The sequence below is a fragment of the Streptomyces sp. RB17 genome (genome assembly GCF_009604455.1).
Lineage (GTDB): Bacteria > Actinomycetota > Actinomycetes > Streptomycetales > Streptomycetaceae > Streptomyces.
The window spans coordinates 367,706-392,734 of sequence record NZ_WEGL01000009.1 but is presented as its reverse complement, the minus strand read 5'-3'; the positions used below and the strand labels follow the sequence as shown (position 1 = coordinate 392,734).

The window sequence follows — 25,029 nt, the reverse complement described above, 5'->3', positions numbered from 1 at the left end:
CCGCCGGGCCGGGCCCGCCAGTCAATTCGGCACCGGGGGCGGAACGGCGGGCCTGGGCTCGCGGCCATGACCGAGCCGACACCGGACCCGCTGGAACGCCTAGGGCACCGCCTGGCCGTCCGTGGGGAGGTGAGGTCCGGCACCGTTGTCGGATTCGACGGGGACGACGTGGTCGTACGACTGGACGACGACCCGGACGTCCCGTCCGGCCGCGTCCCCCGGCACGAGCTGTCCTGGCGCCGGGTGGAGCACCCGTCGGAGATCTTTGGCACGGGGCAGCGGATCACGGGCGAGGTGGTGGGGGCGGACGGACAGGGCCGGGTCCTGCTGTCCGCGAAGGCCTGCGAGTGCGAGCCACTGCGCCGCTTCCTGCTCGGCATCGAGCACGGAAGCGTGCTCACGGGGACGGCGTCCTCGGTGCACTCCTTCGGCGTCTTCGTGCGGATCGACGGCGAGCCCGCGCACCCGGTCCTCGACGGAACCGGTTTCGTCCGTGTCCCGGAGCTGTCGTGGTCGCGCTGCGATCATCCGGCTGAGGTGGTGTGGCCGGGGCAGCACATCACCGGCGAGGTGCTGGTCGCGGACACCCGGCAGGGCCAGGTCTCGCTCTCGCTCAAGGCCCCCCAGCCGGACCCCCGGGACCGGCTCGCCATGGGCGTCGGGGGCATCGCGGGGGGCCCGGTGACCAAGACGCTCCCCTTCGGCGCCTTCGTCCGCATCGCCCAGGACGTGGAGGGCCTGGTGCACGTCGACGACCTGGGCGGACCGGACGGGCGCCGGCCGGCTGATCCCCGGCACGCCGAGGCCCGGCCCCCCGTGAAGGGGAACCGGGCCTCGGCGAGCAGGATGGTCGGGCTCTACAGGCCCACGGCGGCGCGCAGGGCGTCCACGCGGTCCGTGCGCTCCCAGGTGAAGTCGGGCAGCTCGCGGCCGAAGTGGCCGTAGGCGGCCGTCTGGGCGTAGATCGGGCGCAGCAGGTCGAGGTCGCGGATGATCGCGGCGGGGCGGAGGTCGAAGACCTCGTCGATCGCCTTCTCGATCTTCTCGGCGTCGACCTTGGCGGTGCCGAACGTCTCCACGAACAGACCCACCGGCTCGGCCTTGCCGATGGCGTAGGCGACCTGGACCTCGCAGCGGGAGGCCAGGCCGGCCGCCACCACGTTCTTGGCGACCCAGCGCATCGCGTACGCGGCCGAGCGGTCCACCTTGGACGGGTCCTTGCCGGAGAAGGCGCCGCCGCCGTGGCGGGCCATGCCGCCGTAGGTGTCGATGATGATCTTGCGGCCGGTCAGGCCGGCGTCGCCCATCGGGCCGCCGATCTCGAAGCGGCCGGTCGGGTTGACCAGCAGGCGGTAGCCCTCGGTGTCCAGCTTGATGCCCTCGTCCAGGAGCGCCTTCAGCTCGGGCTCCACGACGAACTCGCGGATGTCGGGCGCCAGCAGCGACTCCAGGTCGATGTCGGAGGCGTGCTGCGAGGAGACCACCACCGTGTCGAGGCGGACGGCCTTGTCGCCGTCGTACTCGATGGTGACCTGCGTCTTTCCGTCCGGGCGCAGGTAGGGGATCGTGCCGTTCTTGCGGACCTCGGACAGGCGCTTCGACAGGCGGTGCGCCAGGAAGATCGGCAGCGGCATCAGGGTCGGCGTCTCGTCCGACGCGTAGCCGAACATCAGGCCCTGGTCGCCGGCGCCCTGCTTGTCCAGTTCGTCGTCGTCGCCCTCGACACGGGTCTCGTAAGCCGTGTCCACGCCCTGCGCGATGTCCGGGGACTGCGCGCCGATGGACACGGACACACCGCAGGAGGCGCCGTCGAAGCCCTTCTTGGAGGAGTCGTAGCCGATCTCGAGGATCTTGTTGCGGACCAGGGTCGCGATGTCCGCGTAGGCCTTGGTCGTCACCTCGCCGGCCACGTGCACCAGGCCGGTGGTGATCAGCGTCTCGACGGCGACCCGGGAGGTCGGGTCCTCGCGCAGAAGCGCGTCGAGAATGGTGTCGCTGATCTGGTCAGCGATCTTGTCGGGGTGACCCTCGGTCACGGACTCCGAGGTGAACAGGCGACGGGACACAACGCTCCCTGTGGTTGCAGCGGCTGCTGGCTGATCATTTGCGGCGACGCGCGGGGCTGCGCCCGGCGTCGACCGTGAACAGTTTATCGGTCGCACTCGGCCGATGGGTCACCCGTCTCGCCTCTCGGGAGTGCTGTGACCTGCGGCACGGGCATTCTGCACAATGCCGGGCGACCTTGGCCAGGGGCGCCACACCCCTATTCGGCGTGGCGTGAACCCGCCGCCGAGGTCGCCCGGACATCAGCCCAGACGCGGTGCGACCAGGTCCCAGACGGTGTCGGCCAGGGCCTCCTTCGGACCGTACGGCACGGGCGTCTCGCTGCCGTCGGCGCCCAGCACCACGGCCTCGTTCTCCTCGGAGCCGAACGTCTTGCGCTCCCCCACCTCGTTGACCACGAGCAGGTCACAGCCCTTGCGGGCGAGCTTGGTGCGGCCGTTGGCGAGGACGTCGTCGGTCTCGGCGGCGAAGCCGACGACCACCTGGCCGGGGCGGGCACGCTCGGCCGAGATCTCCGCGAGGATGTCCGGATTGCGCACCAGGACGATCGGGTCGGGGTCCTGGCCGTCCCTCTTCTTGATCTTGCCGGTGGCGTAGGCGGCCGGCCGGAAGTCGGCGACCGCGGCGGCCATGACGACCGCGTCGGCGTCCGCCGCCGCCTTCAGGACGGCCTCGCGCAGTTGGACGGCCGTGCCGACCGGCACGACGTCCACGCCCGCCGGGTCGGGCAGGCCGGTGTTGGCCGCGATCAGGGTGACCCGGGCGCCGCGGGCGGCGGCGGTGCGGGCGAGGGCGTAGCCCTGCTTGCCGGAGGAGCGGTTGCCGAGGAAGCGGACCGGGTCGAGCGGCTCGCGGGTGCCGCCGGCGGAGACGACGACGTGCCGCCCTTCGAGGTCGGGCTCGGCGATGCCGCGGGCCAGCACCCGGCGGCAGACCTCGAAGATCTCCACCGGGTCGGGCAGCCGGCCCTTGCCGGTGTCGACGCCGGTGAGCCGGCCGACCGCGGGCTCGATGACGACGGCGCCGCGCCGGCGCAGCGTGGCCACGTTCTCCTGGGTGGCCGGGTGCTCCCACATCTCGGTGTGCATGGCGGGTGCGAAGACCACCGGGCAGCGGGCGGTCAGGAGCGTGTTCGTCAGCAGGTCGTCGGCGAGGCCGTGGGCGGCCTTGGCGAGCATGTCGGCGGTGGCGGGTGCGACGACCACCAGGTCGGCGTGCTGGCCGATGCGGACGTGCGGGACCTCATGGACGGCGTCCCAGACCTCCGTCGAGACGGGGTTGCCGGACAGGGCGGACCAGGTGGCGGCGCCGACGAAGTGCAGCGCGGAGGCGGTGGGCACCACGCGGACGTCGTGGCCCGACTCCGTGAACCTTCTCAGCAGCTCACAGGCCTTGTAGGCGGCGATGCCGCCGCTGACCCCCAGAACGACCTTCGGCTTGTCCACGCTCACTCCCCGGACTAGGAACCCTGCAACACCCATGACACACCACAGGCCCGGCAGAGTGACTGCCGGGCCTGTGGATAAATCGTTCGCAGTCTGAAAGTACTACTGCGCAGTACTCCGCGGTGCTACTGGACGGGGCCCTCGACGGCCTCGGAGGTCAGCAGACCCGCGTTGATCTCACGCAGGGCGATCGAGAGCGGCTTCTCGTGGACGTGGGTGTCGACGAGCGGACCGACGTACTCGAGGAGGCCCTCGCCGAGCTGCGAGTAGTACGCGTTGATCTGGCGGGCACGCTTTGCCGCGTAGATCACGAGGCTGTACTTCGAGTCGGTGGCCTCGAGAAGCTCGTCGATCGGCGGGTTGATGATGCCCTCGGGCGCGGTGATGGAAGAGGACACGCTCTACCTTCCGATGGGTGGGAAAAGATCATCGTGATCACACACTCGTGATCACACAACATCCATCAAGGCTAGCAGCTCGCGAGCCACGTCCTCGACGGAGGTGTTGACCAAGGTCGTGTCGAACTCCGGCTCGGCCGCCAGCTCGGTCCTGGCCGCCTCCAGGCGGCGCTCGATGACCTCGGGCGGCTCGGTGCCCCGGCCGGTCAGCCTGCGCACCAGCTCCTCCCAGGAGGGTGGAGCCAGGAACACCAGCCGGGCGTCGGACATCGACTCTCGGACCTGCCGGGCGCCCTGGAGGTCGATCTCCAGCAGCACCGGCTCGCCCTTCTCCAGCCGCTCCAGCACGGCCGCGCGGGGCGTGCCGTAGCGGTTGCCGGCGAACTCGGCCCACTCCAGCAGCTCGCCGTTGGCGATCAGCTTGTCCATCTCCTCGTCGGTGACGAAGAAGTAGTGGACTCCGTGCTTCTCGCCGGGGCGCGGCCTGCGGGTGGTGGCCGACACCGAGAGCCAGACCTCGGGGTGTTCCTTGCGCATATGGGCGACGACCGTGCTCTTGCCGACCCCCGAGGGGCCGGAGAGCACGGTCAGCCGCGGACGTTCACTCATGCAGCGATTATTCCAGCAATCCCGGAGTGCCCGGGACTCCCGGTCCGCCTTCCCCTGTACCGGGAGGACGGCCTCAGGAGCCGGTGCTGCCGAACTCACGCTCCAGGGAAGCGATCTGGTTGGAACCGAGACCGCGCACGCGGCGGCTCTCGGAGATGCCCAGACGCTCCATGATCTGCTTGGCGCGGACCTTGCCCACGCCCGGCAGCGACTCGAGCAGCGCGGAGACCTTCATCTTGCCGATGACGTCGTTCTCCTGGCCCTGCTTGATGACCTCGTGCAGGGAGGCGCCGGAGTGCTTGAGTCGATTCTTGACCTCGGCCCGCTCCCGGCGAGCCGCGGCGGCCTTTTCGAGCGCGGCTGCGCGCTGTTCGGGGGTAAGGGGCGGAAGAGCCACGCCTACGTCACCTCGGATGTCGAACTGTCGGATACGGACCGGTGAGGAACCTAGTCGCCCCACACCTGGGGAGCTACGAGCAACACGCTTCGCCCGTTCACTCTGCTCGGAGACTAGCGGTCAAGTCCGCCAGAGTCAGCGAGAACAGCGGAAAAGTCCTGGTCAGCCTCCGCCAGGCCGGACATTTCAGACATAATGCCCCCGATTTGAGGATGTATTCACACTCAAGTCGCCGCGCCGCCGTTCTCCGAGGGCCCCGAGGAGGGCTCAGGCACCCGCGACGGCTGCCCGGATCTCCTCCGCGAAGCGCTCCGCGGACGCCCGCAGGGCCCCCACCTCGGGCCCGTGCCGCAGCACGCCCCGGCTGACGTTCGGCACGACGTTGCGCACCGCCGACCCGAACACCCTGGGAAGGTCGGCCGCGGTCGCCCCCTGCGCCCCGACGCCGGGCGCGAGGAGCGGGCCGTTGATGGCGAGGTCGTACGACGACAGCTCGCCGACCGTGGCGCCGACGACGGCGCCGAAGGAGCCCAGCGGCTCCTCCCCCGCGTTCTCGGCGGCCAGGTGGGCCAGCATGGTCGCGCCCACGGTCCGGCCGTCGGCGCGGACCGCGTGCTGGACCTCGGGACCCTCGGGGTTGGAGGTCAGCGCCAGCACGAACAGGCCGGCGCCGCTCTCCCGGGCCAGTGCGACGGCCGGGCTGAGCGAGCCGTAGCCGAGGTACGGCGAGACGGTCAGCGCGTCGGAGAACAGCGGCGCGTCCTTGTGCAGGTACGCCTCGGCGTACCCGGCCATGGTCGAGCCGATGTCGCCGCGCTTGGCGTCCATCACGACGAGGGTGCCGGCTCCGCGCGCCTCCTGGACGACCGTCTCCAGCACGGCGACGCCACGGGAGCCGAAGCGCTCGAAAAAGGCGCTCTGCGGCTTCATCACGGCGACCCGGTCGGCCACCGCCTCGACGACCGTGCGGCTGAACCGCTCCAGACCGGCCACGTCGTCGTTCAGGCCCCACTCGGCGAGCAGGGACGCGTGCGGGTCGATGCCGACGCACAGCGGGCCGCGCTCGTCCATGGCGCGGCGCAGCCGGGCGCCGAAGGGCTCGTACGAGGTCATGCGGGCTTCCTCACGTCGGCGCCGACGGCGTCGGCGAGGGTGGCGTACGGGCTGGTGCGCAGTCGGGCGGCGAGGCCCTTGTGGATCGCGCGGCACCAGAACGGGCCCTCGTAGATGAAGGCGCTGTAGCCCTGGACCAGCGTGGCGCCGGCCAGGATGCGCTGCCAGGCGTCCTCGGCGGTCTCGATGCCGCCCACGCCCACCAGGGTGATCCGGTCGCCCACGCGCGCGTACAGGCGGCGCAGGACCTCCAGGGAGCGCGCCTTGAGCGGGGCGCCGGACAGCCCGCCGGTCTCCTTCACCAGGGAGGGTTGGGATTTCAGACCGAGTCCCTCGCGCGCGATGGTGGTGTTGGTCGCGATGATGCCGTCCAGGCCCAGCTCCACGGCCAGGTCGGCGACGGCGTCGACGTCCTCGTCGGCGAGGTCCGGGGCGATCTTCACCAGCAGCGGCACGCGCCGGTTGGCGACCGTGCGGTCGGCGGCCTCGCGCACGGCGGTCAGCAGCGGGCGCAGATGGTCCACCGCCTGCAGATTGCGCAGCCCGGGGGTGTTCGGCGAGGAGACGTTGACGACCAGGTAGTCCGCGTACGGCGCGAGGCGCTCGGCCGACTTCACGTAGTCGCCGACGGCCTCCGCCTCCGGGACGACCTTGGTCTTGCCGATGTTGACACCGACGACCGTCCTGAAGACCGGTTCCCGGGTGGCGAGGCGGGCCGCCACGGCCAGCGAGCCGTCGTTGTTGAACCCCATGCGGTTGATCAGCGCGCGGTCCGCGACGAGCCGGAACAGCCGCTTCTTGGGGTTGCCGGGCTGCGCCTCGCCGGTGACCGTGCCGATCTCGACGTGGTCGAACCCCAGCATCGACATGCCGTCGATCGCGACGGCGTTCTTGTCGAAGCCGGCCGCCAGCCCGAAGGGGCCGTGCATGCGCAGCCCGAAGGCCTCCGTGCGCAGTGCCTTGTAGCGGGGCGCGAGGGCGGCCGCGACGAAGGTGCGCAGCACCGGGATGCGGACGGCGAGGCGGATCCAGCGGAAGGCCAGGTGGTGGGCCTTCTCGGGATCCATGCGCTTGAAGACCAGACTGAAAAGGATCTTGTACATGGTGTCCTCGTGAAGAGGGGGACACCGTTCCCGGTGTCCCCCTCAGGGCTGCTAGTCGCGGGCCGCGGTCAGGTGTTCCGCGTGTTCCTGGAGCGAACGGACGCCCACGTCACCGTGGTTGAGGGCGTCGATGCCCTGGACCGCCGCGGCGAGCGCCTGGACCGTGGTCAGGCACGGCACGGAGCGGGCCACCGCGGCCGTACGGATGTCGTAGCCGTCGAGGCGGCCGCCGGTGCCGTACGGGGTGTTGACGATGAGGTCGACCTCGCCGTCGTGAATCAGCTGGACGATCGTCCGCTCACCGTTCGGGCCGGTGCCCTCGGACTGCTTGCGCACGACCGTGGCGTTGATGCCGTTGCGCTTGAGTACCTCGGCGGTGCCGGAGGTGGCGAGCAGCTCGAAGCCGTGGGCGACCAGCTCGCGTGCCGGGAAGATCATCGAGCGCTTGTCGCGGTTGGCGACCGAGATGAACGCGCGGCCCTTGGTGGGCAGCGGGCCGTACGCACCCGCCTGCGACTTGGCGTACGCCGTGCCGAAGACGGAGTCGATGCCCATGACCTCGCCGGTGGAGCGCATCTCCGGGCCGAGGACGGTGTCCACGCCGCGGCCCTGGATGTCGCGGAACCGCGACCAGGGCATGACGGCCTCCTTGACCGAGATCGGCGCGTCCAGCGGCAGCTCGCCGCCGTCGCCCGTCCTGGGCAGCAGGCCCTCGGCACGCAGCTCGGCGATGGTCGCGCCCAGCGAGATCCGCGCGGCGGCCTTGGCGAGCGGCACCGCGGTCGCCTTGGAGGTGAAGGGGACCGTGCGGGAGGCGCGCGGGTTGGCCTCCAGGACGTAGAGGATGTCGCCCGCCATCGCGAACTGGATGTTGATCAGTCCGCGCACGCCGACACCCTTGGCGATGGCCTCGGTCGAGGCGCGCAGCCGCTTGATGTCGAAGCCGCCGAGGGTGATCGGGGGCAGGGCGCACGCCGAGTCGCCGGAGTGGATGCCGGCCTCCTCGATGTGCTCCATCACGCCGCCGAGATACAGCTCCTCGCCGTCGTAGAGGGCGTCGACGTCGATCTCGATCGCGTCGTCCAGGAACCGGTCGACGAGGACCGGCCGGGAGGGGCTGATCTCGGTGGACTCGGCGATGTAGGAGGCGAGGCGGGTCTCGTCGTAGACGATCTCCATGCCGCGCCCGCCGAGGACGTACGACGGCCGGACCAGGACCGGGTAGCCGATCTCGTCGGCGATGGCCTTGGCCTCGGCGAAGGTGGTGGCCGTGCCGTGCTTCGGGGCGGGCAGGCCGGCCTCCTTCAGGACACGGCCGAAGGCGCCGCGGTCCTCGGCCGCGTGGATGGCCTCGGGGGACGTACCGACGACCGGCACGCCGTTGTCCTTCAGTGCCTGGGACAGGCCGAGCGGGGTCTGGCCGCCCAGCTGCACGATCACGCCCGCGACCGGCCCGGCCTGCTGCTCGGCGTGGACGATCTCCAGCACGTCCTCCAGCGTGAGCGGCTCGAAGTACAGCCGGTCGGAGGTGTCGTAGTCGGTGGAGACGGTCTCCGGGTTGCAGTTGACCATCACGGTCTCGTAGCCCGCGTCGCTCAGTGCGAAGGAGGCGTGGACACAGGAGTAGTCGAACTCGATGCCCTGGCCGATGCGGTTGGGGCCGGAGCCGAGGATGATGACGGCCGGCTTCTCGCGGGGCGCGACCTCCGTCTCCTCGTCGAAGGACGAGTAGAAGTACGGCGTCTTCGCGGCGAACTCGGCGGCGCAGGTGTCGACCGTCTTGTAGACCGGGCGGATGCCGAGGGCGTGCCGGACCTCGCGGACGACGTCCTCGCGCAGGCCGCGGATCTCACCGATCTGGTGGTCGGAGAAGCCGTGCCGCTTCGCCTCCGCGAGCAGTTCGGCGGTCAGCTCGGAGGCCTCGGACAGCTCGTCCGCGATCTCCTTGATCAGGAAGAGCTGGTCCACGAACCAGGGGTCGATCTTCGTGTACGCGAAGACCTCCTCGGGCGTGGCGCCCGCGCGGATGGCCTGCATGACCGTGTTGATGCGGCCGTCGGTGGGCCGTACGGCCTCGCGCAGCAGGGCTTCCTTGTCGCCGGGCTCGCCGACGAAGGTGAACTGGCTGCCCTTCTTCTCCAGCGAGCGCAGCGCCTTCTGGAAGGCCTCGGGGAAGTTGCGGCCGATGGCCATGGCCTCGCCGACCGACTTCATGGTGGTGGTCAGCGTGGAGTCGGCCTGCGGGAACTTCTCGAAGGCGAAGCGGGGGGCCTTGACGACCACGTAGTCGAGCGTGGGCTCGAAGGAGGCCGGGGTCTCCTGCGTGATGTCGTTCGGGATCTCGTCCAGGGTGTAGCCGACGGCCAGCTTGGCGGCGATCTTGGCGATCGGGAAGCCGGTGGCCTTGGAGGCGAGCGCCGAGGACCGCGACACGCGCGGATTCATCTCGATGACGATCACGCGGCCGTCCTCGGGGTTCACCGCGAACTGGATGTTGCAGCCGCCGGTGTCGACGCCGACCTCGCGGATCACGGCGATGCCGATGTCGCGCAGGATCTGGTACTCGCGGTCGGTCAGCGTCATCGCCGGGGCGACGGTGATCGAGTCGCCGGTGTGCACGCCCATGGGGTCGAAGTTCTCGATGGAGCAGACGACCACGACGTTGTCGTGCTTGTCGCGCATCAGCTCCAGCTCGTACTCCTTCCAGCCGAGGATGGACTCCTCCAGGAGCACCTCGGTGGTCGGGGAGAGCGTGAGGCCCTGGCCCGCGATGCGGCGCAGTTCCTCCTCGTCGTGGGCGAAGCCGGAGCCGGCGCCGCCCATGGTGAAGGAGGGGCGGACGACGACCGGGTAGCCGCCGAGCTGCTCGACGCCCTTGAGGACGTCGTCCATGGAGTGGCAGATGACCGAGCGGGCGGACTCGCCGTGGCCGATCTTGGCCTTGACGGCGTCCACGACGGCCTTGAACAGGTCGCGGTCCTCGCCCTTGTGGATCGCCTCGGGCTTGGCGCCGATCAGCTCCACGCCGTACTTGGCCAGGACGCCGTTCTCGTGCAGCGAGATGGCGGTGTTCAGGGCCGTCTGGCCGCCCAGGGTGGGCAGCAGGGCGTCGGGGCGCTCCTTGGCGATGATCTTCTCGACGAAGTCCGGGGTGATCGGCTCGACGTAGGTGGCGTCGGCGATCTCCGGGTCGGTCATGATCGTCGCCGGGTTGGAGTTGACGAGGATCACGCGCAGGCCCTCGGCCTTGAGCACGCGGCACGCCTGGGTGCCGGAGTAGTCGAACTCGGCGGCCTGGCCGATGACGATCGGGCCGGAGCCGATGACCAGGACGGACTGGATATCGGTGCGCTTAGGCACGCTGGCCCTCCATCAGGGAGACGAAGCGGTCGAACAGGTAGGCGGCGTCGTGCGGACCCGCTGCCGCTTCGGGGTGGTACTGGACGGAGAAGGCCGGCTGGTCGAGCAGCTGCAGCCCCTCCACGACGTCGTCGTTCAGGCAGACGTGCGAGACCTCGGCGCGGCCGAACTTCGTGTCGCTGACCTTGTCGAGCGGCGCGTCCACGGCGAAGCCGTGGTTGTGCGCGGTGACCTCGACCTTGCCGGTCGTACGGTCCTGGACCGGCTGGTTGATGCCCCGGTGGCCGTACTTCAGCTTGTAGGTGCCGAAGCCGAGGGCGCGGCCGAGGATCTGGTTTCCGAAGCAGATGCCGAACAGCGGCGTCCTCCGCTCCAGGACGGCGGTCATCAGGGCCACCGGCCCGTCGGCGGTCGCCGGGTCGCCCGGGCCGTTGGAGAAGAACACGCCGTCCGGATTGACGGCGTAGAGCTCGTCGGCCGTGGCGGTCGCGGGCAGGACGTGGACCTCGATGCCGCGCTCGGCCATGCGGTGCGGGGTCATGCCCTTGATGCCGAGGTCGATCGCGGCGACGGTGAAGCGCTTCTCGCCGATCGCGGGGACGACGTACGCCTCCTGGGTCGCGACCTCCTCGTAGAGGCTCGCGCCCTTCATGTGCGGCTGGGCCAGCACGCGCGTGAGGAGTTCGGACTCGGCGGCGATCGCCTCGCCGGAGAAGATGCCGGCGCGCATCGAGCCGCGCTCGCGCAGATGGCGGGTGAGGGCCCGGGTGTCGATGCCGGAGATGCCGACCACGCCCTGCCGCTCCAGCTCGTCGTCCAGGGAGCGCTTGGCGCGCCAGTTGGACGGCACGCGCGCGGGGTCGCGCACCACATAGCCGGAGACCCAGATGCGGCCCGACTCGTCGTCCTCGTCGTTCCAGCCGGTGTTGCCGATCTGCGGGGCGGTCGCGACGACGATCTGGCGGTCGTACGACGGGTCGGTCAGGGTCTCCTGGTAGCCGGTCATACCGGTGGAGAACACGGCCTCGCCGAAGGTCTCCCCCACCGCCCCGTAGGCACGGCCGCGGAAGGTGCGGCCGTCCTCCAGGACGAGTACGGCGGGAACCCTGGCGGCTCCCCTTGTGGAGGTCGTCATCGTGCGCCTTCCGTGTCGTTGATCATGTGGTTCAGGGTGTCGACCCACTCGGTGTGCTCGGCCGCGTGGTCGGAGCGGAAGCCGGAGTCGATCAGCTTGTCGCCGAGCGCCCAGGTCACCACCAGCAGTCCGCCCTCGGTGAGGACCTTGCCGGCGATGCCCTTGTCCAGCCGGGCCCCGCGCAGTGCGGCGGTCGGGACGAAGAAGTCGCTCGCTCCGGGACGCTCGACCTCCAGCCCCTCGTCGGTCAGGGTGAGCTCGGCCCGACTGCGGGTGCCCAGGCCGTGGGCCACGATGCGGTCCAGCCACTGGCCGGCCGTGGTGGAGCCGTGGTAGCGGCCGCTCATGCTCAGTCTGGCCGGGCCGGTCTCCTCCGGCGCGCCGGGCGGCGCGGGCAGGTCGCTCTGGAGGGTGCCGCGCCACTTCCAGCCCTCGCGCATCAGCCAGTAGACGAGCGCGATGAAGAGCAGGAGTCCGACGAGCCAGCCGATGCGGGCCGGCCAGTTGGTGACGTCGGCCGACTTCTTGGCCGCCGCCAGCAGGATTACAGGTGTCACGTGAGCTTCCCGTCGACGAGCGTGGCCTTGCCCCGCAGCCACGTGTGCGTCACACGGCCCGGCAGCTCACGACCCTCGTACGGGGTGTTGCGGCTGCGCGAGGCGAAGCCCGCGGGGTCCACCTGGCCACGGTATGCCGTGTCGACGAGGGTGAGGTTGGCGGGCTCACCAGCCGAGACGGGACGGCCGTGTCCGGTGGCCTGTCCGATCTGCGCGGGCTTGACGGACATCCGGTCGGCGACGCCAGCCCAGTCCAGCAGGCCCGTGTCGACCATGGTCTCCTGGACCACCGACAGCGCGGTCTCCAGGCCCACCATGCCCATGGCGGCGGCGGCCCACTCGCAGTCCTTGTCCTCGTGCGGGTGCGGGGCGTGGTCGGTGGCGACGATGTCGATCGTGCCGTCGGCCAGGGCCTCGCGCAGCGCGTGCACGTCGCGCTGGGTGCGCAGCGGCGGGTTGACCTTGTAGACGGGGTTGTACGTGCGCACCAGCTCGTCGGTGAGGAGCAGGTGGTGCGGGGTGACCTCGGCGGTGACGTCGATGCCGCGCGACTTGGCCCAGCGGACGATCTCCACGGACCCGGCGGTCGACAGGTGGCAGATGTGCACGCGGGAGCCGACGTGCTCGGCGAGCAGCACGTCCCGCGCGATGATCGACTCCTCGGCGACGGCCGGCCAGCCGCCCAGGCCCAGCTCGGCGGAGACGACGCCCTCGTTCATCTGGGCGCCCTCGGTCAGCCGCGGCTCCTGGGCATGCTGGGCGACGACTCCGCCGAAGGCCTTCACGTACTCCAGCGCGCGGCGCATGATCACCGCGTCGTCCACGCACTTGCCGTCGTCGGAGAAGACGGTGACCCCGGCGGCCGACTCGTGCATCGCGCCCAGCTCGGCGAGCTTCCTGCCCTCCAGGCCGACGGTGACGGCACCGATGGGCTGCACGTCGCAGTAGCCGTGCTCCTTGCCGAGCCGCCAGACCTGCTCGACCACACCGGCGGTGTCGGCGACGGGGAAGGTGTTGGCCATGGCGAAGACGGCCGTGTAGCCGCCGGACGCCGCCGCGCGGGTGCCGGTCAGGACCGTCTCGGAGTCCTCGCGGCCCGGCTCGCGCAGGTGGGTGTGCAGGTCGACCAGGCCGGGGAGCAGCACCTTGCCGGACGCCTCCACGGTCTCGGCGCCCTCGGCGCTGAGACCGGTGCCCACCTCGGCGATCGTCCCGCCGTCGATCAGCACGTCCTGCGGCTCGCCGCCGAGCACCTTCGCACCACGGATCAGGATCTTGCTCATGGGTGTTACTTCTCCTCGGTACGAGAGTGGGTGACGGCGGGCTCGTTGCCACCGAGCAGCAGGTACAGCACGGCCATCCGGATGGAGACGCCGTTGGCGACCTGCTCGACGGCGGTGCAGCGGTCGGAGTCGGCGACCTCGGCGGTGATCTCCATGCCGCGCACCATCGGGCCGGGGTGCATCACTATGGCGTGCTCGGGCAGCCGGGCCATGCGGTCGCCGTCGAGGCCGTAGCGGCGGGAGTACTCGCGCTCGGTCGGGAAGAAGGCGGCGTTCATCCGCTCGCGCTGGACGCGGAGCATCATCACGGCGTCGCTCTTGGGCAGCGTGCTGTCGAGGTCGTACGACACCTCGCACGGCCAGGTCTCGACGCCCACCGGGACCAGGGTGGGCGGGGCGACCAGGGTGACCTCGGCGCCGAGGGTGTGCAGCAGATCGACGTTGGAGCGGGCGACCCGGCTGTGCAGGACGTCGCCGACGATCGTGATGCGCCTGCCGGAGAGGTCCTGGCCGAGCCCGGCGTCCCGGCCGACGAGGCGGCGGCGCATGGTGAAGGCGTCCAGCAGGGCCTGGGTGGGGTGCTGGTGGGTGCCGTCGCCGGCGTTGATGACCGCCGCGTCGATCCAGCCGGAGTTGGCGAGGCGGTACGGGGCTCCGGAGGCGCCGTGCCGGATGACGACGGCGTCGACGCCCATGGCCTCCAGGGTCTGGGCGGTGTCCTTCAGGGACTCGCCCTTGGAGACGCTCGACCCCTTGGCGGAGAAGTTGATGACGTCCGCGGAGAGGCGCTTCTCGGCGGCCTCGAAGGAGATCCGGGTGCGGGTGGAGTCCTCGAAGAAGAGGTTGACGATCGTGCGGCCGCGCAGGGTCGGCAGCTTCTTGATCGGCCGGTCGGCGACCCGGGCCATCTCCTCGGCGGTGTCGAGGATCAGGACGGCGTCGTCGCGGGTGAGGTCGGCGGCCGAGATGAGATGACGCTGCATCTGTCAGGCTCCGTAAGGCAGTTCAATCGGGAGATTTCAGGCAGTCCGTGCGCGTGTGGGCACGCCGAAGCGGCCGTGCGCCGGATCCGCTAGTGGCCGGTCTGCTTCACGCCGAGCAGCACGGTGTCGCGACCGTCCTCCTCGGCGAGCTGGACCTTGACCGTCTCCCGCAGCGACGTGGGGAGGTTCTTGCCGACGTAGTCGGCGCGGATGGGCAGTTCGCGGTGGCCGCGGTCGACCAGGACCGCGAGCTGGACCGCGCGCGGGCGCCCGATGTCGTTCAGGGCGTCGAGTGCGGCGCGGATGGTGCGGCCGGAGAAGAGCACGTCGTCGACGAGGACGACCAGCTTGCCGTCGAGGCCGTCACCGGGGATCTCGGTGCGGGCCAGCGCACGCGGCGGGTGCATGCGCAGGTCGTCGCGGTACATGGTGATGTCGAGCGAGCCGACCGGCATCTTTCGGTCGGTGATCTGCTCCAGCTTGACGGCGAGCCGCTGGGCGAGGAAGACGCCCCTGGTCGGAATGCCGAGGAGCACCACGTCGTCGGCGCCCTTGGCGCGCTCGACGATCTCGTGGGCGATACGGGTCAGCACCCGTGCGATGTCGGGGCCCTCGAGAACGGGCCGCGCATCGGACGCGGGCGGGGTGGCGTGCGAGTCCTGCTTGTCCATACGAAAAGGACCTCCTTCTCCGCCTCACGGGACGGACCTTAAAGGACGCCTGATTTGCGCCATCAACCCTAGCAGGTCATGGGGAGGCCCCCGGTCACCCCCCTGGCCTAGCGGGCCGTCGCTACCACGGAAGAGTCGGTGTGGACCATTCGGCTTGACGCATCAGAGTCACGCTGCGTAACCTCACAGTGAGTTACCAGCCGCGCGGCGGGAAGCCAGTCCGGCCGCGTCGACACAGTGTCCGGGGAGCTATATGTCCAGCGAATACGCCAAACAGCTCGGGGCCAAGCTCCGGGCCATCCGCACCCAGCAGGGCCTTTCCCTCCACGGTGTCGAGGAGAAGTCCCAGGGTCGCTGGAAGGCCGTGGTGGTCGGGTCCTACGAGCGTGGCGACCGTGCGGTGACCGTCCAGCGGCTCGCCGAGCTGGCCGATTTCTATGGCGTTCCGGTGCAGGAGCTGCTGCCGGGCACCACGCCGGGCGGGGCCGCCGAGCCGCCGCCGAAGCTGGTCCTGGATCTGGAGCGGCTGGCCACCGTGCCGGCCGAGAAGGCGGGCCCCCTGCAGCGCTACGCGGCCACGATCCAGTCCCAGCGCGGTGACTACAACGGCAAGGTGCTCTCCATCCGCCAGGACGACCTGCGCACGCTCGCCGTCATCTACGACCAGTCCCCCTCGGTCCTCACCGAGCAGCTGATCAGCTGGGGCGTCCTGGACGCGGACGCGCGCCGCGCGGTGGCCACGCACGAAGAGGCGTAACCGCTTCGACTGCCTCAGCAGAAACGTGCCGCCGGGGTGGCCGGAACTTTGCGGTTCCGGCCACCCCGGCGGCTTCTTTGCGCTTGTACCGGCGCCTTCCAGGTGCCGGGGAGGGCAAGCATGCCTAAGGGGCGCGGGGCGGAGTCGATATGCGGCTCCGCCGCGTGGGCGCGACCAGCCATCGACGACCCGCAGGTCGCCTGGCTGCCGCAGTCCCACGGCGCCCCTTTGTCGGCTCTGCCGCGCTAGTCCCGGCGGAGCGAAGGCTTGAGCTCCTTCAGGCGGCCCAGCAGCCCGTTGACGAACGCGGGCGACTCGTCGGTCGAGAACTCCTTCGCCAGCTGCACCATCTCGTCCAGGACGACGGCGTCCGGGGTCTCGTCGACCCAGATCAGCTCGTACGCGCCCAGCCGCAGGATGTTGCGGTCCACGACCGGCATCCGGTCGAGCGTCCAGCCGACCGCGTACTGGGCGATCAGCTCGTCGATCCGCCTCACATGCTCGGCGTATCCCTCGACCAGCTGCATCGTGTACTCGCTGACCGGCGGCTGCCGGGTGTCGGACCGGGACAGCCGGATCCAGTCCGCGAGGACCGTCAGGACGTCGGCGCCGCGCTGGTCGCCCTCGAAGAGGATCTGGAAGGCGCGCTTGCGGGCCGTGTTGCGGGCAGCCACGGTTAGCTGTTCACCCGGCCGAGGTAGTCGCTCGTACGGGTGTCGACCTTGATCTTCTCACCGGTGGTGATGAAGAGCGGGACCTGGATCTGGTGGCCGGTCTCCAGGGTGGCGGGCTTGGTGCCACCGGTGGAGCGGTCGCCCTGGACGCCCGGCTCGGTCTCGGCGATGGTCAGCTCGACCGCGGCGGGCAGTTCGACGAAGAGAACCTCGCCCTCGTGCTGCGCGACGGTGGCGGTGAAGCCCTCGACCAGGAAGTTCGCGGCGTCGCCGACGGCCTTCCGGTCGATGTGCAGCTGGTCGTAGGTCTCCATGTCCATGAAGACGAAGTACTCGCCGTCCATGTACGAGAACTGCATGTCGCGCTTGTCGACAGTGGCGGTCTCGACCTTGACGCCGGCGTTGAAGGTCTTGTCGACCACCTTGCCGGACAGCACGTTCTTCAGCTTGGTGCGCACGAAGGCCGGGCCCTTGCCGGGCTTGACGTGCTGGAACTCGACGACGGACCAGAGCTGGCCGCCTTCGAGCTTGAGCACCATGCCGTTCTTGAGGTCGTTCGTGGAAGCCACGGTTGCGGAATCTCCTGGACTGACGTACGACCCCGGGTCACGCGCTACAGCGCGAGCAGCTCCTTGGTCGTGATGGTGAGTAGCTCGGGTCCGCCGTCCGCCTCGGGGCGCACGACGAGCGTGTCATCGATCCGGACGCCGCCCCGGCCCGGGAGGTGGACCCCGGGTTCGACGGTGACCGGCACGCAAGCGTCCAGTTTACCCATGGCGGCGGGGGCCAACTGCGGGTCCTCGTCGATTTCGAGTCCGACACCGTGTCCGGTCAGCGGTGGCAGCGCCTCCGCATAGCCCGCGGAGTCCAGTACCTGGCGAGCCGCGCGGTCCACATCGGCGTAGCCGGCGCCAGGTGCCAGGGACTCGCGTCCGGCGCGCTGGGCGGCGAAGACGAGGTCGTACAGCTCGATCTGCCAGTCGGCCGGCGAGGTGCCGATCACGAAGGTACGGCCGATCTCGCAGCGGTAGCCGCGGTAGGTGGCGCCCAGGCACACGGTGAGGAAGTCGCCCTCCTCCACCCGCCGGTCGGTGGGGCGGTGCCCGCGGCGGCCGGAGTTCGGCCCGGTGGCGACGGAGGTGGGGAAGGCGGGCCCGTCGGCGCCGTGGTCGACCAGGCGGCGCTCCAGCTCCAGCGCGAGGTGCCGTTCGGTGCGGCCGACCAGGATGGACTCCAGCAGCTCGCCGAGTGCCTGGTCGGCGATCTCGGCGCCGATGCGGAGACAGGAGATCTCCTCCTCGTCCTTGACCACCCTGAGCTGTTCCACGGCTCCGCCGAGGCCGCCGAGCCGGAGCGTGGGGGCCGCGGAGGCGATGGCTCTGTGCCGGGTGACCGTGAGGTGGTGTTCCTCGACGGCCAGGGAGTCGGCGTCCTGGGCCACGGCGAGGTCCGCCGCGACGACCGCCGCGTCGGCGCCGGTGCCGGCACCGGTGCCGGCACCCACGGCGGCGTTCGGCGGGAGGACGTGCAGGCGCAGGTTCTCGTCCGGGCGGCCCTCGGCGGGGCGGTCGTCGGGCTGGCCGACGCATACGAGGAGGTCCTCGCGTTTGCCGAGCAGCAGCGCGGAGCCCTGCGGGGCTGCGGCGGCGAGGTAGCGCACGTTGGCTGGACGGGTGACGAGCGCTGCCGCGGTGCCGGCCGCGGTGAAGTGGTCTCTCAGCCGGGAACGGCGGGTGGCGTACACCTCTGACATGAGATGAGCGTAGGAGTTTTGGGCGGGTTGTGCCGATTTTTAGGGGCCGAGTGGGGTTTGTGGGGGGTGGTCGCCGTGGATCGGCTTACCAGCTCGGCGGGCTCGCCATGGCTCGTGCCAGGACCTCGTCCAGGACTCGTGCCGTGGCCGGGATGTCGAGTTGCGAGTTGTCGATGATCGGGAGGCCCGAGCCGTACCAGCCGGCCATACGGCCGTGGATGCGGGCCACCTCCTCGTCGGTGAGGCGGCGGTTGCCGGTGCGTTCGGCGTTGCGCTCCAGGACGATGTCCAGGCCCGGGAGGAGGACGACGGGCAGCAGGCCGGGGCCGACGTGGCGTTTCCAGCCGCCGAGGCCGACGACCGGGCGGTCCGGGAAGACCGCGTCGTCCAGGATGCAGGAGATGCCGTTGGCGAGGAAGTTGCGGGCGGCGAAGCCGCAGGTGCGGCGGGCCAGGCGGTACTGGGCCTCGGAGTTGTCGTTCCAGCCGGACTGGGGGTCGGCGAAGCCCGAGCGCACCCATTCGCGCACGTCGTCCAGGCTGATGTGGGCGGTGGGCACGCGGCGGTGGTCGGCCCAGTACTTGGCGACGCTCGTCTTGCCCGCGCCGGCCGGGCCGATCAGCAGCACGGCCAGCGTGGTGGTCGCCGGGTCGGGGGCCGCGGCGGGAGCAGGGGGCACCATGGGCACGCCGACCGGGCCGCCGGGCGGCAGCGGGACGTGACCGGTGGTGTCGGGGGCCGGCGGGACGGCGGGCTGCGCGCCCGGAGGCTGGGGCACCGGCGGCTGGGGCACGAAAGGTTGCGGGGACGTCGGCGGAACGGCGCCGGCCGGGGCCGGAAAGCCCGGTGGCGGGGGCACGGGGACGGGCCCCCGGGAGGCTCCCGAGTGCGGGCCCGGGTGGTGGGCGGCCGACGCCCAGCCGGCGTGCGGCAGCTGCCCCGGCTGGTGGGGCGGCGGCAGCGGTGACCCCACTGCGTGCTGCATCCGTTGCCACTCCGTCTCGTACAAGGCAATTCGTGCTGGCAGCGGGGGTGAGCCCGCCGCCTACCGAACGGTACCGTCCCCCGCCGTCGTTTGGTGAAACGGCCGGGGGCGGCCCGAAGTGCCCGTTCCGCAGAGGAAGTCGAGGCAGGGAGCGGAGGCCAGGAACCGGGCGAACGGAACAGCGGAGGACGTACGGGACCGCTCCCCCGCCGAAGGCCTACTGGCCCACTTCTCCGTACGCGGCGAGCAGGACGGCCGGGTCCGGGCCCTCCAGGACGGTCGGCTTGGCGAGAGCGTCGAGGACGATGAACCGCAGCAGGTCGCCGCGGGACTTCTTGTCGATCTTCATCGTCTCCAGCAACTTGGGCCACTGGTCGTAGCGGTAGTGCAGCGGGAGGCCGACCGCCTCCAGGACCGAGCGGTGCCGGTCCGCCGTCGCGTCGTCCAACCGGCCCGCCAGACGGCCGAGTTCGGCGGCGAAGTGCATGCCGACCGCGACCGCCGCGCCGTGCCGCCACTTGTAGCGCTCGTTCTTCTCGATGGCGTGGCCGAGCGTGTGGCCGTAGTTGAGGATCTCGCGCAGGCCCGACTCCTTCAGGTCCGAGGAGACGACCTCCGCCTTCACCCGGATCGAGCGCTCGATGAGCTCGGCCGTGTGCGGGCCCTCCGGGGTCCGGGCGGCCTCCGGGTCGGACTCGATCAGGTCGAGGATCACCGGGTCCGCGATGAAGCCGGCCTTGATGACCTCGGCGAGCCCGGAGACGTAGTCGTTGACCGGCAGGGAGTCCAGCGCGGCCAGGTCGCACAGGACGCCGGCCGGCGGGTGGAAGGCGCCGACGAGGTTCTTGCCCTCGGCGGTGTTGATGCCGGTCTTGCCACCGACCGCCGCGTCCACCATGGCGAGCACCGTGGTGGGGACGGCGATCCAGCGCACCCCGCGCAGCCAGGTCGCGGCGACGAAGCCGGCGAGGTCCGTGGTCGCGCCGCCGCCCACGCCGACGACGACGTCGGAGCGGGTGAAGCCGGACTGGCCGAGCGCCTTCCAGCAGTAGGCGGCGACCTCGGCGGTCTTGGCCTCCTCGGCGTTCGGCACCTGGATGGCGATCGCCTCGTAGCCCTGCCCGGCCAGGTCGGCGCGGAGCGCGTCAGCCGTCTCGGCCAGCGCCTCCGGGTGGATCACCGCGACCCGCTTGGCCTTGGCGCCGATCAACCCGCCCAGCTCACCGAGCAGTTGGCGCCCGACCAGCACCTCGTAGGGGTCGGTGCCCGCCGTGCCGGCGACCTGGATCCGGGTGACTGCCTCGCTCATGCTTCCTTCAACTCCAGTGCGTCAAGCGCTGCTCGGGTGACCTCTTCGGGGGTACGGCCGTCCGTCGCCACGACGGCGGTGGCGACCTCCTCGTACAGGTGCCGCCGGGCCTCCATCAGCTCGCGCCACTGCTTGCGCGGGTTGACGGCGAGCAGCGGCCGCGCCACGTTCAGGCCGGTGCGCTTGACGGCCTCCTCCACGTCCATCGAGAGGTAGACCACCCGCTGCCCGGCGAGCAACGCGCGCGTGTCGGCGTCGAGGATCGCGCCGCCGCCGAGCGCGAGGACGCCCTCGTGCTCGGCGAGCGCGGTGTGCACGGCCCGCTTCTCGATGGCGCGGAAGGCGGGCTCGCCCTCGTCGACGAAGATCTCGGCGACGGTGCGGCCCTCGGCGGCGACGATGTCCTCGTCGGTGTCCCGGTAGCCGAGGCCGAGGTGGTCGGCGAGCAGCCGGCCGACGGTGGACTTGCCGACACCCATCGGGCCGACCAGGACGACAGCGGGCACGGCGCTCACCGGATCCGCAGGTTGTCGAGGTACGACTGCACGTTGCGGCGGGTCTCGGCCACGGAATCGCCGCCGAACTTCTCGGCGACCGCGTCCGCGAGGACGAGCGCCACCATGGCCTCGGCGACGATGCCCGCGGCCGGCACGGCGGAGACGTCGGAGCGCTGGTGGTGGGCCTGGGCCTCCTCGCCGGTGGCGACGTCCACCGTCTTCAGGGCGCGCGGCACCGTCGCGATCGGCTTCATCGCCGCGCGCACCCGCAGCAGCTCGCCCGTGCTCAGCCCGCCCTCGGTGCCGCCGGCGTGGCCGGAGACGCGCCGGATGCCCTCGGGCGTGCTCACGATCTCGTCGTGCGCCTTGGAGCCGGGCACCCGGGCCAGCTCGAAGCCGTCACCGATCTCGACGCCCTTGATCGCCTGGATGCCCATCAGGGCCCCGGCGAGCCGGGCGTCCAGCTTGCGGTCCCAGTGCACGTGCGAACCGAGGCCGACCGGGACGCCGTACGCCAGCACCTCGACCACGCCGCCGAGCGTGTCGCCGTCCTTGTGGGCCTGGTCGACCTCCGCGACCATCGCCTTCGAGGCGTCCGCGTCCAGGCAGCGCAGCGGGTCGGCGTCCAGCTTCTCGACGTCGGCCGGCGTGGGGTAGGCGCCCTGCGGAGCCTTCACGGAGCACAGCTCGACGACGTGCGAGACGATCTCGATGCCGGCCGTCTCCTTCAGGTACGACCGCGCCACCGCGCCCAGCGCCACCCGGGCGGCCGTCTCACGGGCGGAGGCGCGCTCCAGGATCGGGCGGGCCTCGTCGAAGCCGTACTTCTGCATGCCGGCGAGGTCCGCGTGACCGGGACGCGGGCGGGTCAGCGGGGCGTTGCGGGCCAGGCCGGCGAGGATCTCCGGGTCCACCGGGTCGGCCGCCATGACCTGCTCCCACTTGGGCCACTCCGTGTTGCCCACCATGATCGCGACCGGGGAGCCGAGTGTGAGACCGTGCCGGACGCCGCCCAGGAAGGTGACCTCGTCGCGCTCGAACTTCATCCGCGCACCGCGGCCATAGCCGAGCCGCCGCCGCGCCAGGTGGTCCGCCACCATCTCCGTGGTGATCGGCACGCCGGCGGGAAGCCCCTCCAGCGTCGCGACAAGTGCGGGACCGTGGGACTCCCCCGCGGTCAGCCAACGCAGCCTGCTCAACGGTGCTCCTGTCGTGTTCGCGCCCGGTACTGCCCCTGTGTACGCACGTCCTCGCGTACGGCGACGGCGACCGGGTGCGCGACCCCGGTCCGCCACCTCCGATCCTCCCACGTCCGGGGCCGGAATCCGGCGACAGGTCCACAAGGCGGACGCGTGGGAAGCGATCAGCGGGCGGCGAGCGCCTGTTCACCGGCGCGGCGCATGGCGTCCAGGGGCGCCGGGGACCGGCCGGTCATCCGCTCGACCTGCAGGACGGCCTGGTGGACCAGCAGGTCGAGGCCGCCGACCACGGCGCCTCCGAACATGGACCAGCGGGCCGCCAGCTCGGTGGGCCACGGGTCGTAGAGCACGTCGAAGAGGGTGGCGGGGCGCTCGGGTACGGCGGCGGCGAGGGCGTCGGTGGTGCCGGCGGGCGTGGTGGCGATCACCAGCGGGGCGCGCAGCGCCTGCTCGGCGTCCGCCCAGTCCGCCGTACGCACCCCCACGTCGAGCCGCTCGCCCCACCGCCGCATCTCGGCGGCGCGGGCCTCGCTGCGGACGTAGGCGACGACCTCACCGGCGCAGATCCGGGCGAGGGCGGCGAGCGCGGAGGAGGCGGTGGCGCCTGCGCCGAGGATCGCGGCAGAGTCGACCTGCTCGATGCCGTGCTCTCGCAGGGCGGCCACGATGCCCGGGATGTCGGTGTTGTCCCCGATCCTCCGGCCGTCCTCGGTGAGGACGACCGTGTTGACGGCGTCGACCGAGGCGGCCGTCTCGCTGATCTCGTCGACCAGCGGGATGACCGCCCGCTTCAGCGGCATGGTCAGCGACAGCCCCGCCCACTCGGGACCCAGCTTCTCGAGGAAGCCGGGCAGTCCGGCCTCGTCGACCTCGAAGCGTTCGTACGACCAGTCGGCGAGCCCGAGCTCGTCGTACGCGGCCCGGTGCAGCACCGGGGAGAGCGAGTGGGCGATGGGCTTACCGAGCACGGCGGCCCGGCGGGCGTCAGTTGCCCGAGCTGGCATCGAACTTTTCCTTGAGTCGCTGGAATTCGGCGAGGGTCTTGGCGAATTCGGTGTTGTTCACTCCGTCGGTCGCCACGAAATACATCCAGCCGTCGTGCGTCGGATTCAGTGCCGCCTTGAGCGCGTCCTCGCCGGGGTTGCCGATCGGACCGGGCGGGAGCCCCTTGTGGGTGTACGTGTTGTACGGGCTCGGGTCGCTGTTGATCTCCTTGAGGGAGATATGGATGTGGCTGGTGCCCTTGGCGTAGTTGTAGGTCGAGTCGAACTGCAGGAACTGGTTCGTCTCGGTGTTGGTGGGCTTGAGGCGGTTGTAGACCACTTCGGCCATCTTGCGGAAGTCGTCGTGCGTCTTGCCCTCCGCCTGTACCAGGCTCGCGACCGTGACCAGCTCGAACGCGTTCTTCATGCCCAAGGCCTGCGCCTTCGCGGTGAGACCGTAGGCGTCGTACTTGGACTTGGCCTCGGCGACCATCTGCTTCAGGATCGCGTCCGGCTTCATGCCCTTGGCGGCCGGATAGTTGCCCGGGAAGAGGAAGCCCTCCAGCGGATCATTGATGCCGCCGCTCTTCTGCGCCCAGGCGGGCATGCCGAGGTTCTTGTACTCCGCCGTGCCGACCTTCTTGGTGGTGCCGTCGGTGAGTCCGAGTTTCTTGTCGATGTCCGCGTAGACACCCGCGTTGCGCTCGCCGGGCCTCACGATGACATAGCTCTGGCTCTTCGGGTCCAGCATCAGCTTCACGGCGCTGGCGGCGGACATCTCCTTCTTCAGGACATATGCGCCGGCCTGGATTCTGCCGGCGCCCGGGATGTCGCTCTGCGCGTGCACGAACGCCTCGGCGCTCTTGACGACCCCGGCCTCCTTGAGCCGGTTGCCGATGTCCCAGCCGCCCGCGCCCTTGGGGATCTCGACCGTCACGCTCTGGTCGATGCCGTCGCCTGTGTAGTCGGGCGCCGGGGCGAAACGATTTTGGTAGAACTCGTAGCCGTAGTAGGCCGCTGCTGCGGCACCGCCGCCGAGGACCAGGGCGACGACCATGCAGGCACAGCCGTTACGTCGCTTCTGACCCTTCTTGCCGGGTTTCTTCCCATTGCCACGTCGGTCGCGACGGTTCTGGAGTTCGTGCTCCTCGTCGTCGTCATCGTCGCCGCCTCCCGTGAAGAAGGGGTGCTCCTCCTGCTCGGGCGCGGTCTCGGGATCCGGTTCCGGCTCGGGGTGCCTGCGGCCCGGCGGCACGGGCGGCGGGTAGGCGTCCTCGGTGCCGTAGAAGTCGGGCTGGTCCCCGCCGTAGGCGACGGGCTGCTGTTGGCCGTACGGGTCACCGGGGTCGGGGTTGTACGGCATCTGACCCTGGGGACCGGCCGCGTTCCAGCCGCCCTGGTGCTGGTACTGCTGCGGGGGCTGGCCGGCGTAGTGCTGATGGCCCTGTTCGTCGTAGTACGCGTACTGGTCGTGGCCGTACCCGGGCTGGTGCTGCTGGTTCCAGTCGCCGTACTGCGGCTGCGGCTGCTGCGGGTACTGCTGCTGCGGCTGGCCGCCGTAGGCAGGCTGCTGGCCCATGTCGGCCTGCTGCCCTTCCCATCCGCCGTCCCCGTACAACGGGTCCTGCGGATGCCACGGTTCGGAGCCCGGGCCCCGGCCATACTCAGTCATCGATCCCCTAGAGCCGCGAGGCCGACCGGTCACGCGGCCGGTGGGCCCGCTTCCGCTCCGCCTCTTGTTGTGTGCCGGCTGT

At 70.8% G+C, this 25,029-nt stretch carries 24 protein-coding genes; 2 read left to right on the top strand and 22 right to left on the bottom strand.

The genetic code is table 11. The features are described 5' to 3' along the window. Window positions 1–66 precede the first annotated feature (66 nt). Window positions 67–945 (top strand): S1 RNA-binding domain-containing protein, encoded by an 879-nt coding sequence (locus tag SRB17_RS35685; protein ID WP_153544702.1) that lies wholly within the window; start codon window positions 67–69, stop codon window positions 943–945. On the opposite strand, the gene metK is transcribed toward SRB17_RS35685, so the two are convergent. The 13 genes from metK to pyrR form a co-directional block, all read right to left on the bottom strand. Then, window positions 858–2,066 carry a methionine adenosyltransferase gene (metK, locus tag SRB17_RS35680; RefSeq protein ID WP_323376811.1) on the bottom strand — a complete coding sequence of 403 codons (1,209 nt, stop codon included), beginning with the start codon at window positions 2,064–2,066 and terminating at the stop codon, window positions 858–860. The genes SRB17_RS35685 and metK overlap by 88 nt on opposite strands. Window positions 2,067–2,306: 240 nt before the next feature. Beyond that, window positions 2,307–3,509, bottom strand: a complete 1,203-nt coding sequence (gene coaBC, locus SRB17_RS35675) for a bifunctional phosphopantothenoylcysteine decarboxylase/phosphopantothenate--cysteine ligase CoaBC (protein ID WP_323376809.1) — start codon at window positions 3,507–3,509, stop codon at window positions 2,307–2,309. Between the two features lie 125 nt (window positions 3,510–3,634). Continuing rightward, entirely contained in the window at window positions 3,635–3,907 is a 273-nt protein-coding gene (rpoZ, locus tag SRB17_RS35670; RefSeq protein WP_030493615.1) for a DNA-directed RNA polymerase subunit omega, read from the bottom strand. A gap of 51 nt (window positions 3,908–3,958) precedes the next feature. Next, a complete protein-coding gene (gene gmk, locus SRB17_RS35665; RefSeq protein ID WP_153544698.1) occupies window positions 3,959–4,516 on the bottom strand; it encodes a guanylate kinase in 558 nt (185 codons plus the stop codon). A 73-nt stretch (window positions 4,517–4,589) separates the two neighbouring features. After that, entirely contained in the window at window positions 4,590–4,913 is a 324-nt protein-coding gene (locus SRB17_RS35660; protein WP_003977346.1) for an integration host factor, read from the bottom strand. 267 nt (window positions 4,914–5,180) lie between these two features. Next, on the bottom strand, window positions 5,181–6,026 hold the full coding sequence (gene pyrF, locus SRB17_RS35655) for an orotidine-5'-phosphate decarboxylase (protein WP_153544696.1): 846 nt from the start codon (window positions 6,024–6,026) through the stop codon (window positions 5,181–5,183). Next, window positions 6,023–7,129: a quinone-dependent dihydroorotate dehydrogenase gene (locus SRB17_RS35650; RefSeq protein WP_153544694.1), complete on the bottom strand. Its 1,107-nt coding sequence runs from the start codon at window positions 7,127–7,129 to the stop codon at window positions 6,023–6,025. Before SRB17_RS35650 ends, pyrF begins: the two co-directional genes overlap by 4 nt. Before the next feature lie 51 nt (window positions 7,130–7,180). Continuing rightward, the gene (gene carB / locus SRB17_RS35645; protein WP_323376805.1) at window positions 7,181–10,489 is read right to left on the bottom strand and encodes a carbamoyl-phosphate synthase large subunit; all 3,309 of its coding nucleotides are present in this window, start codon (window positions 10,487–10,489) and stop codon (window positions 7,181–7,183) included. Further along, window positions 10,482–11,624 (bottom strand): glutamine-hydrolyzing carbamoyl-phosphate synthase small subunit, encoded by a 1,143-nt coding sequence (gene carA, locus SRB17_RS35640; protein ID WP_153544692.1) that lies wholly within the window; start codon window positions 11,622–11,624, stop codon window positions 10,482–10,484. The genes carB and carA overlap by 8 nt, the downstream gene beginning before the upstream one ends. Then, window positions 11,621–12,181, bottom strand: a complete 561-nt coding sequence (locus tag SRB17_RS35635; protein ID WP_323376803.1) for a hypothetical protein — start codon at window positions 12,179–12,181, stop codon at window positions 11,621–11,623. The genes carA and SRB17_RS35635 overlap by 4 nt, the downstream gene beginning before the upstream one ends. Further along, the gene (locus SRB17_RS35630) at window positions 12,178–13,464 is read right to left on the bottom strand and encodes a dihydroorotase (protein ID WP_153544690.1); all 1,287 of its coding nucleotides are present in this window, start codon (window positions 13,462–13,464) and stop codon (window positions 12,178–12,180) included. The genes SRB17_RS35635 and SRB17_RS35630 overlap by 4 nt, the downstream gene beginning before the upstream one ends. A 5-nt stretch (window positions 13,465–13,469) precedes the next feature. Continuing rightward, the gene (locus SRB17_RS35625; protein ID WP_153544688.1) at window positions 13,470–14,447 is read right to left on the bottom strand and encodes an aspartate carbamoyltransferase catalytic subunit; all 978 of its coding nucleotides are present in this window, start codon (window positions 14,445–14,447) and stop codon (window positions 13,470–13,472) included. Between the two features lie 89 nt (window positions 14,448–14,536). Next, window positions 14,537–15,118, bottom strand: a complete 582-nt coding sequence (pyrR, locus tag SRB17_RS35620; RefSeq protein ID WP_153544686.1) for a bifunctional pyr operon transcriptional regulator/uracil phosphoribosyltransferase PyrR — start codon at window positions 15,116–15,118, stop codon at window positions 14,537–14,539. Between the two features lie 253 nt (window positions 15,119–15,371). Here pyrR and bldD point away from each other — a divergent pair, with 253 nt between their 5' ends. Beyond that, window positions 15,372–15,875: a transcriptional regulator BldD gene (bldD, locus tag SRB17_RS35615; RefSeq protein WP_014671524.1), complete on the top strand. Its 504-nt coding sequence runs from the start codon at window positions 15,372–15,374 to the stop codon at window positions 15,873–15,875. 245 nt (window positions 15,876–16,120) lie between these two features. On the opposite strand, the gene nusB is transcribed toward bldD, so the two are convergent. From nusB to mltG, 9 genes are all read right to left on the bottom strand, one after another. Next, the gene (nusB, locus tag SRB17_RS35610) at window positions 16,121–16,549 is read right to left on the bottom strand and encodes a transcription antitermination factor NusB (RefSeq protein WP_323376801.1); all 429 of its coding nucleotides are present in this window, start codon (window positions 16,547–16,549) and stop codon (window positions 16,121–16,123) included. Window positions 16,550–16,551: 2 nt separating this feature from the next. After that, a complete protein-coding gene (gene efp / locus SRB17_RS35605; RefSeq protein ID WP_014671526.1) occupies window positions 16,552–17,118 on the bottom strand; it encodes an elongation factor P in 567 nt (188 codons plus the stop codon). 44 nt (window positions 17,119–17,162) lie between these two features. Continuing rightward, window positions 17,163–18,302, bottom strand: a complete 1,140-nt coding sequence (locus SRB17_RS35600; RefSeq protein ID WP_153544684.1) for an aminopeptidase P family protein — start codon at window positions 18,300–18,302, stop codon at window positions 17,163–17,165. 85 nt (window positions 18,303–18,387) lie between these two features. Further along, complete coding sequence (locus SRB17_RS35595) at window positions 18,388–19,287, bottom strand: Pro-rich N-terminal domain-containing protein (protein ID WP_153544682.1); 900 nt, start codon at window positions 19,285–19,287, stop codon at window positions 18,388–18,390. 217 nt (window positions 19,288–19,504) lie between these two features. Further along, complete coding sequence (gene aroB, locus SRB17_RS35590; RefSeq protein ID WP_153544680.1) at window positions 19,505–20,596, bottom strand: 3-dehydroquinate synthase; 1,092 nt, start codon at window positions 20,594–20,596, stop codon at window positions 19,505–19,507. Next, window positions 20,593–21,075 carry a shikimate kinase gene (locus tag SRB17_RS35585; protein ID WP_153545010.1) on the bottom strand — a complete coding sequence of 161 codons (483 nt, stop codon included), beginning with the start codon at window positions 21,073–21,075 and terminating at the stop codon, window positions 20,593–20,595. The genes aroB and SRB17_RS35585 overlap by 4 nt, the downstream gene beginning before the upstream one ends. 32 nt (window positions 21,076–21,107) lie before the next feature. Further along, entirely contained in the window at window positions 21,108–22,292 is a 1,185-nt protein-coding gene (aroC, locus tag SRB17_RS35580; protein WP_153544678.1) for a chorismate synthase, read from the bottom strand. Between the two features lie 164 nt (window positions 22,293–22,456). Beyond that, window positions 22,457–23,296 carry a shikimate dehydrogenase gene (locus SRB17_RS35575; RefSeq protein ID WP_153544676.1) on the bottom strand — a complete coding sequence of 280 codons (840 nt, stop codon included), beginning with the start codon at window positions 23,294–23,296 and terminating at the stop codon, window positions 22,457–22,459. Further along, a complete protein-coding gene (gene mltG, locus SRB17_RS35570; RefSeq protein WP_228396443.1) occupies window positions 23,277–24,947 on the bottom strand; it encodes an endolytic transglycosylase MltG in 1,671 nt (556 codons plus the stop codon). The genes SRB17_RS35575 and mltG overlap by 20 nt, the downstream gene beginning before the upstream one ends. Window positions 24,948–25,029 lie beyond the last annotated feature (82 nt).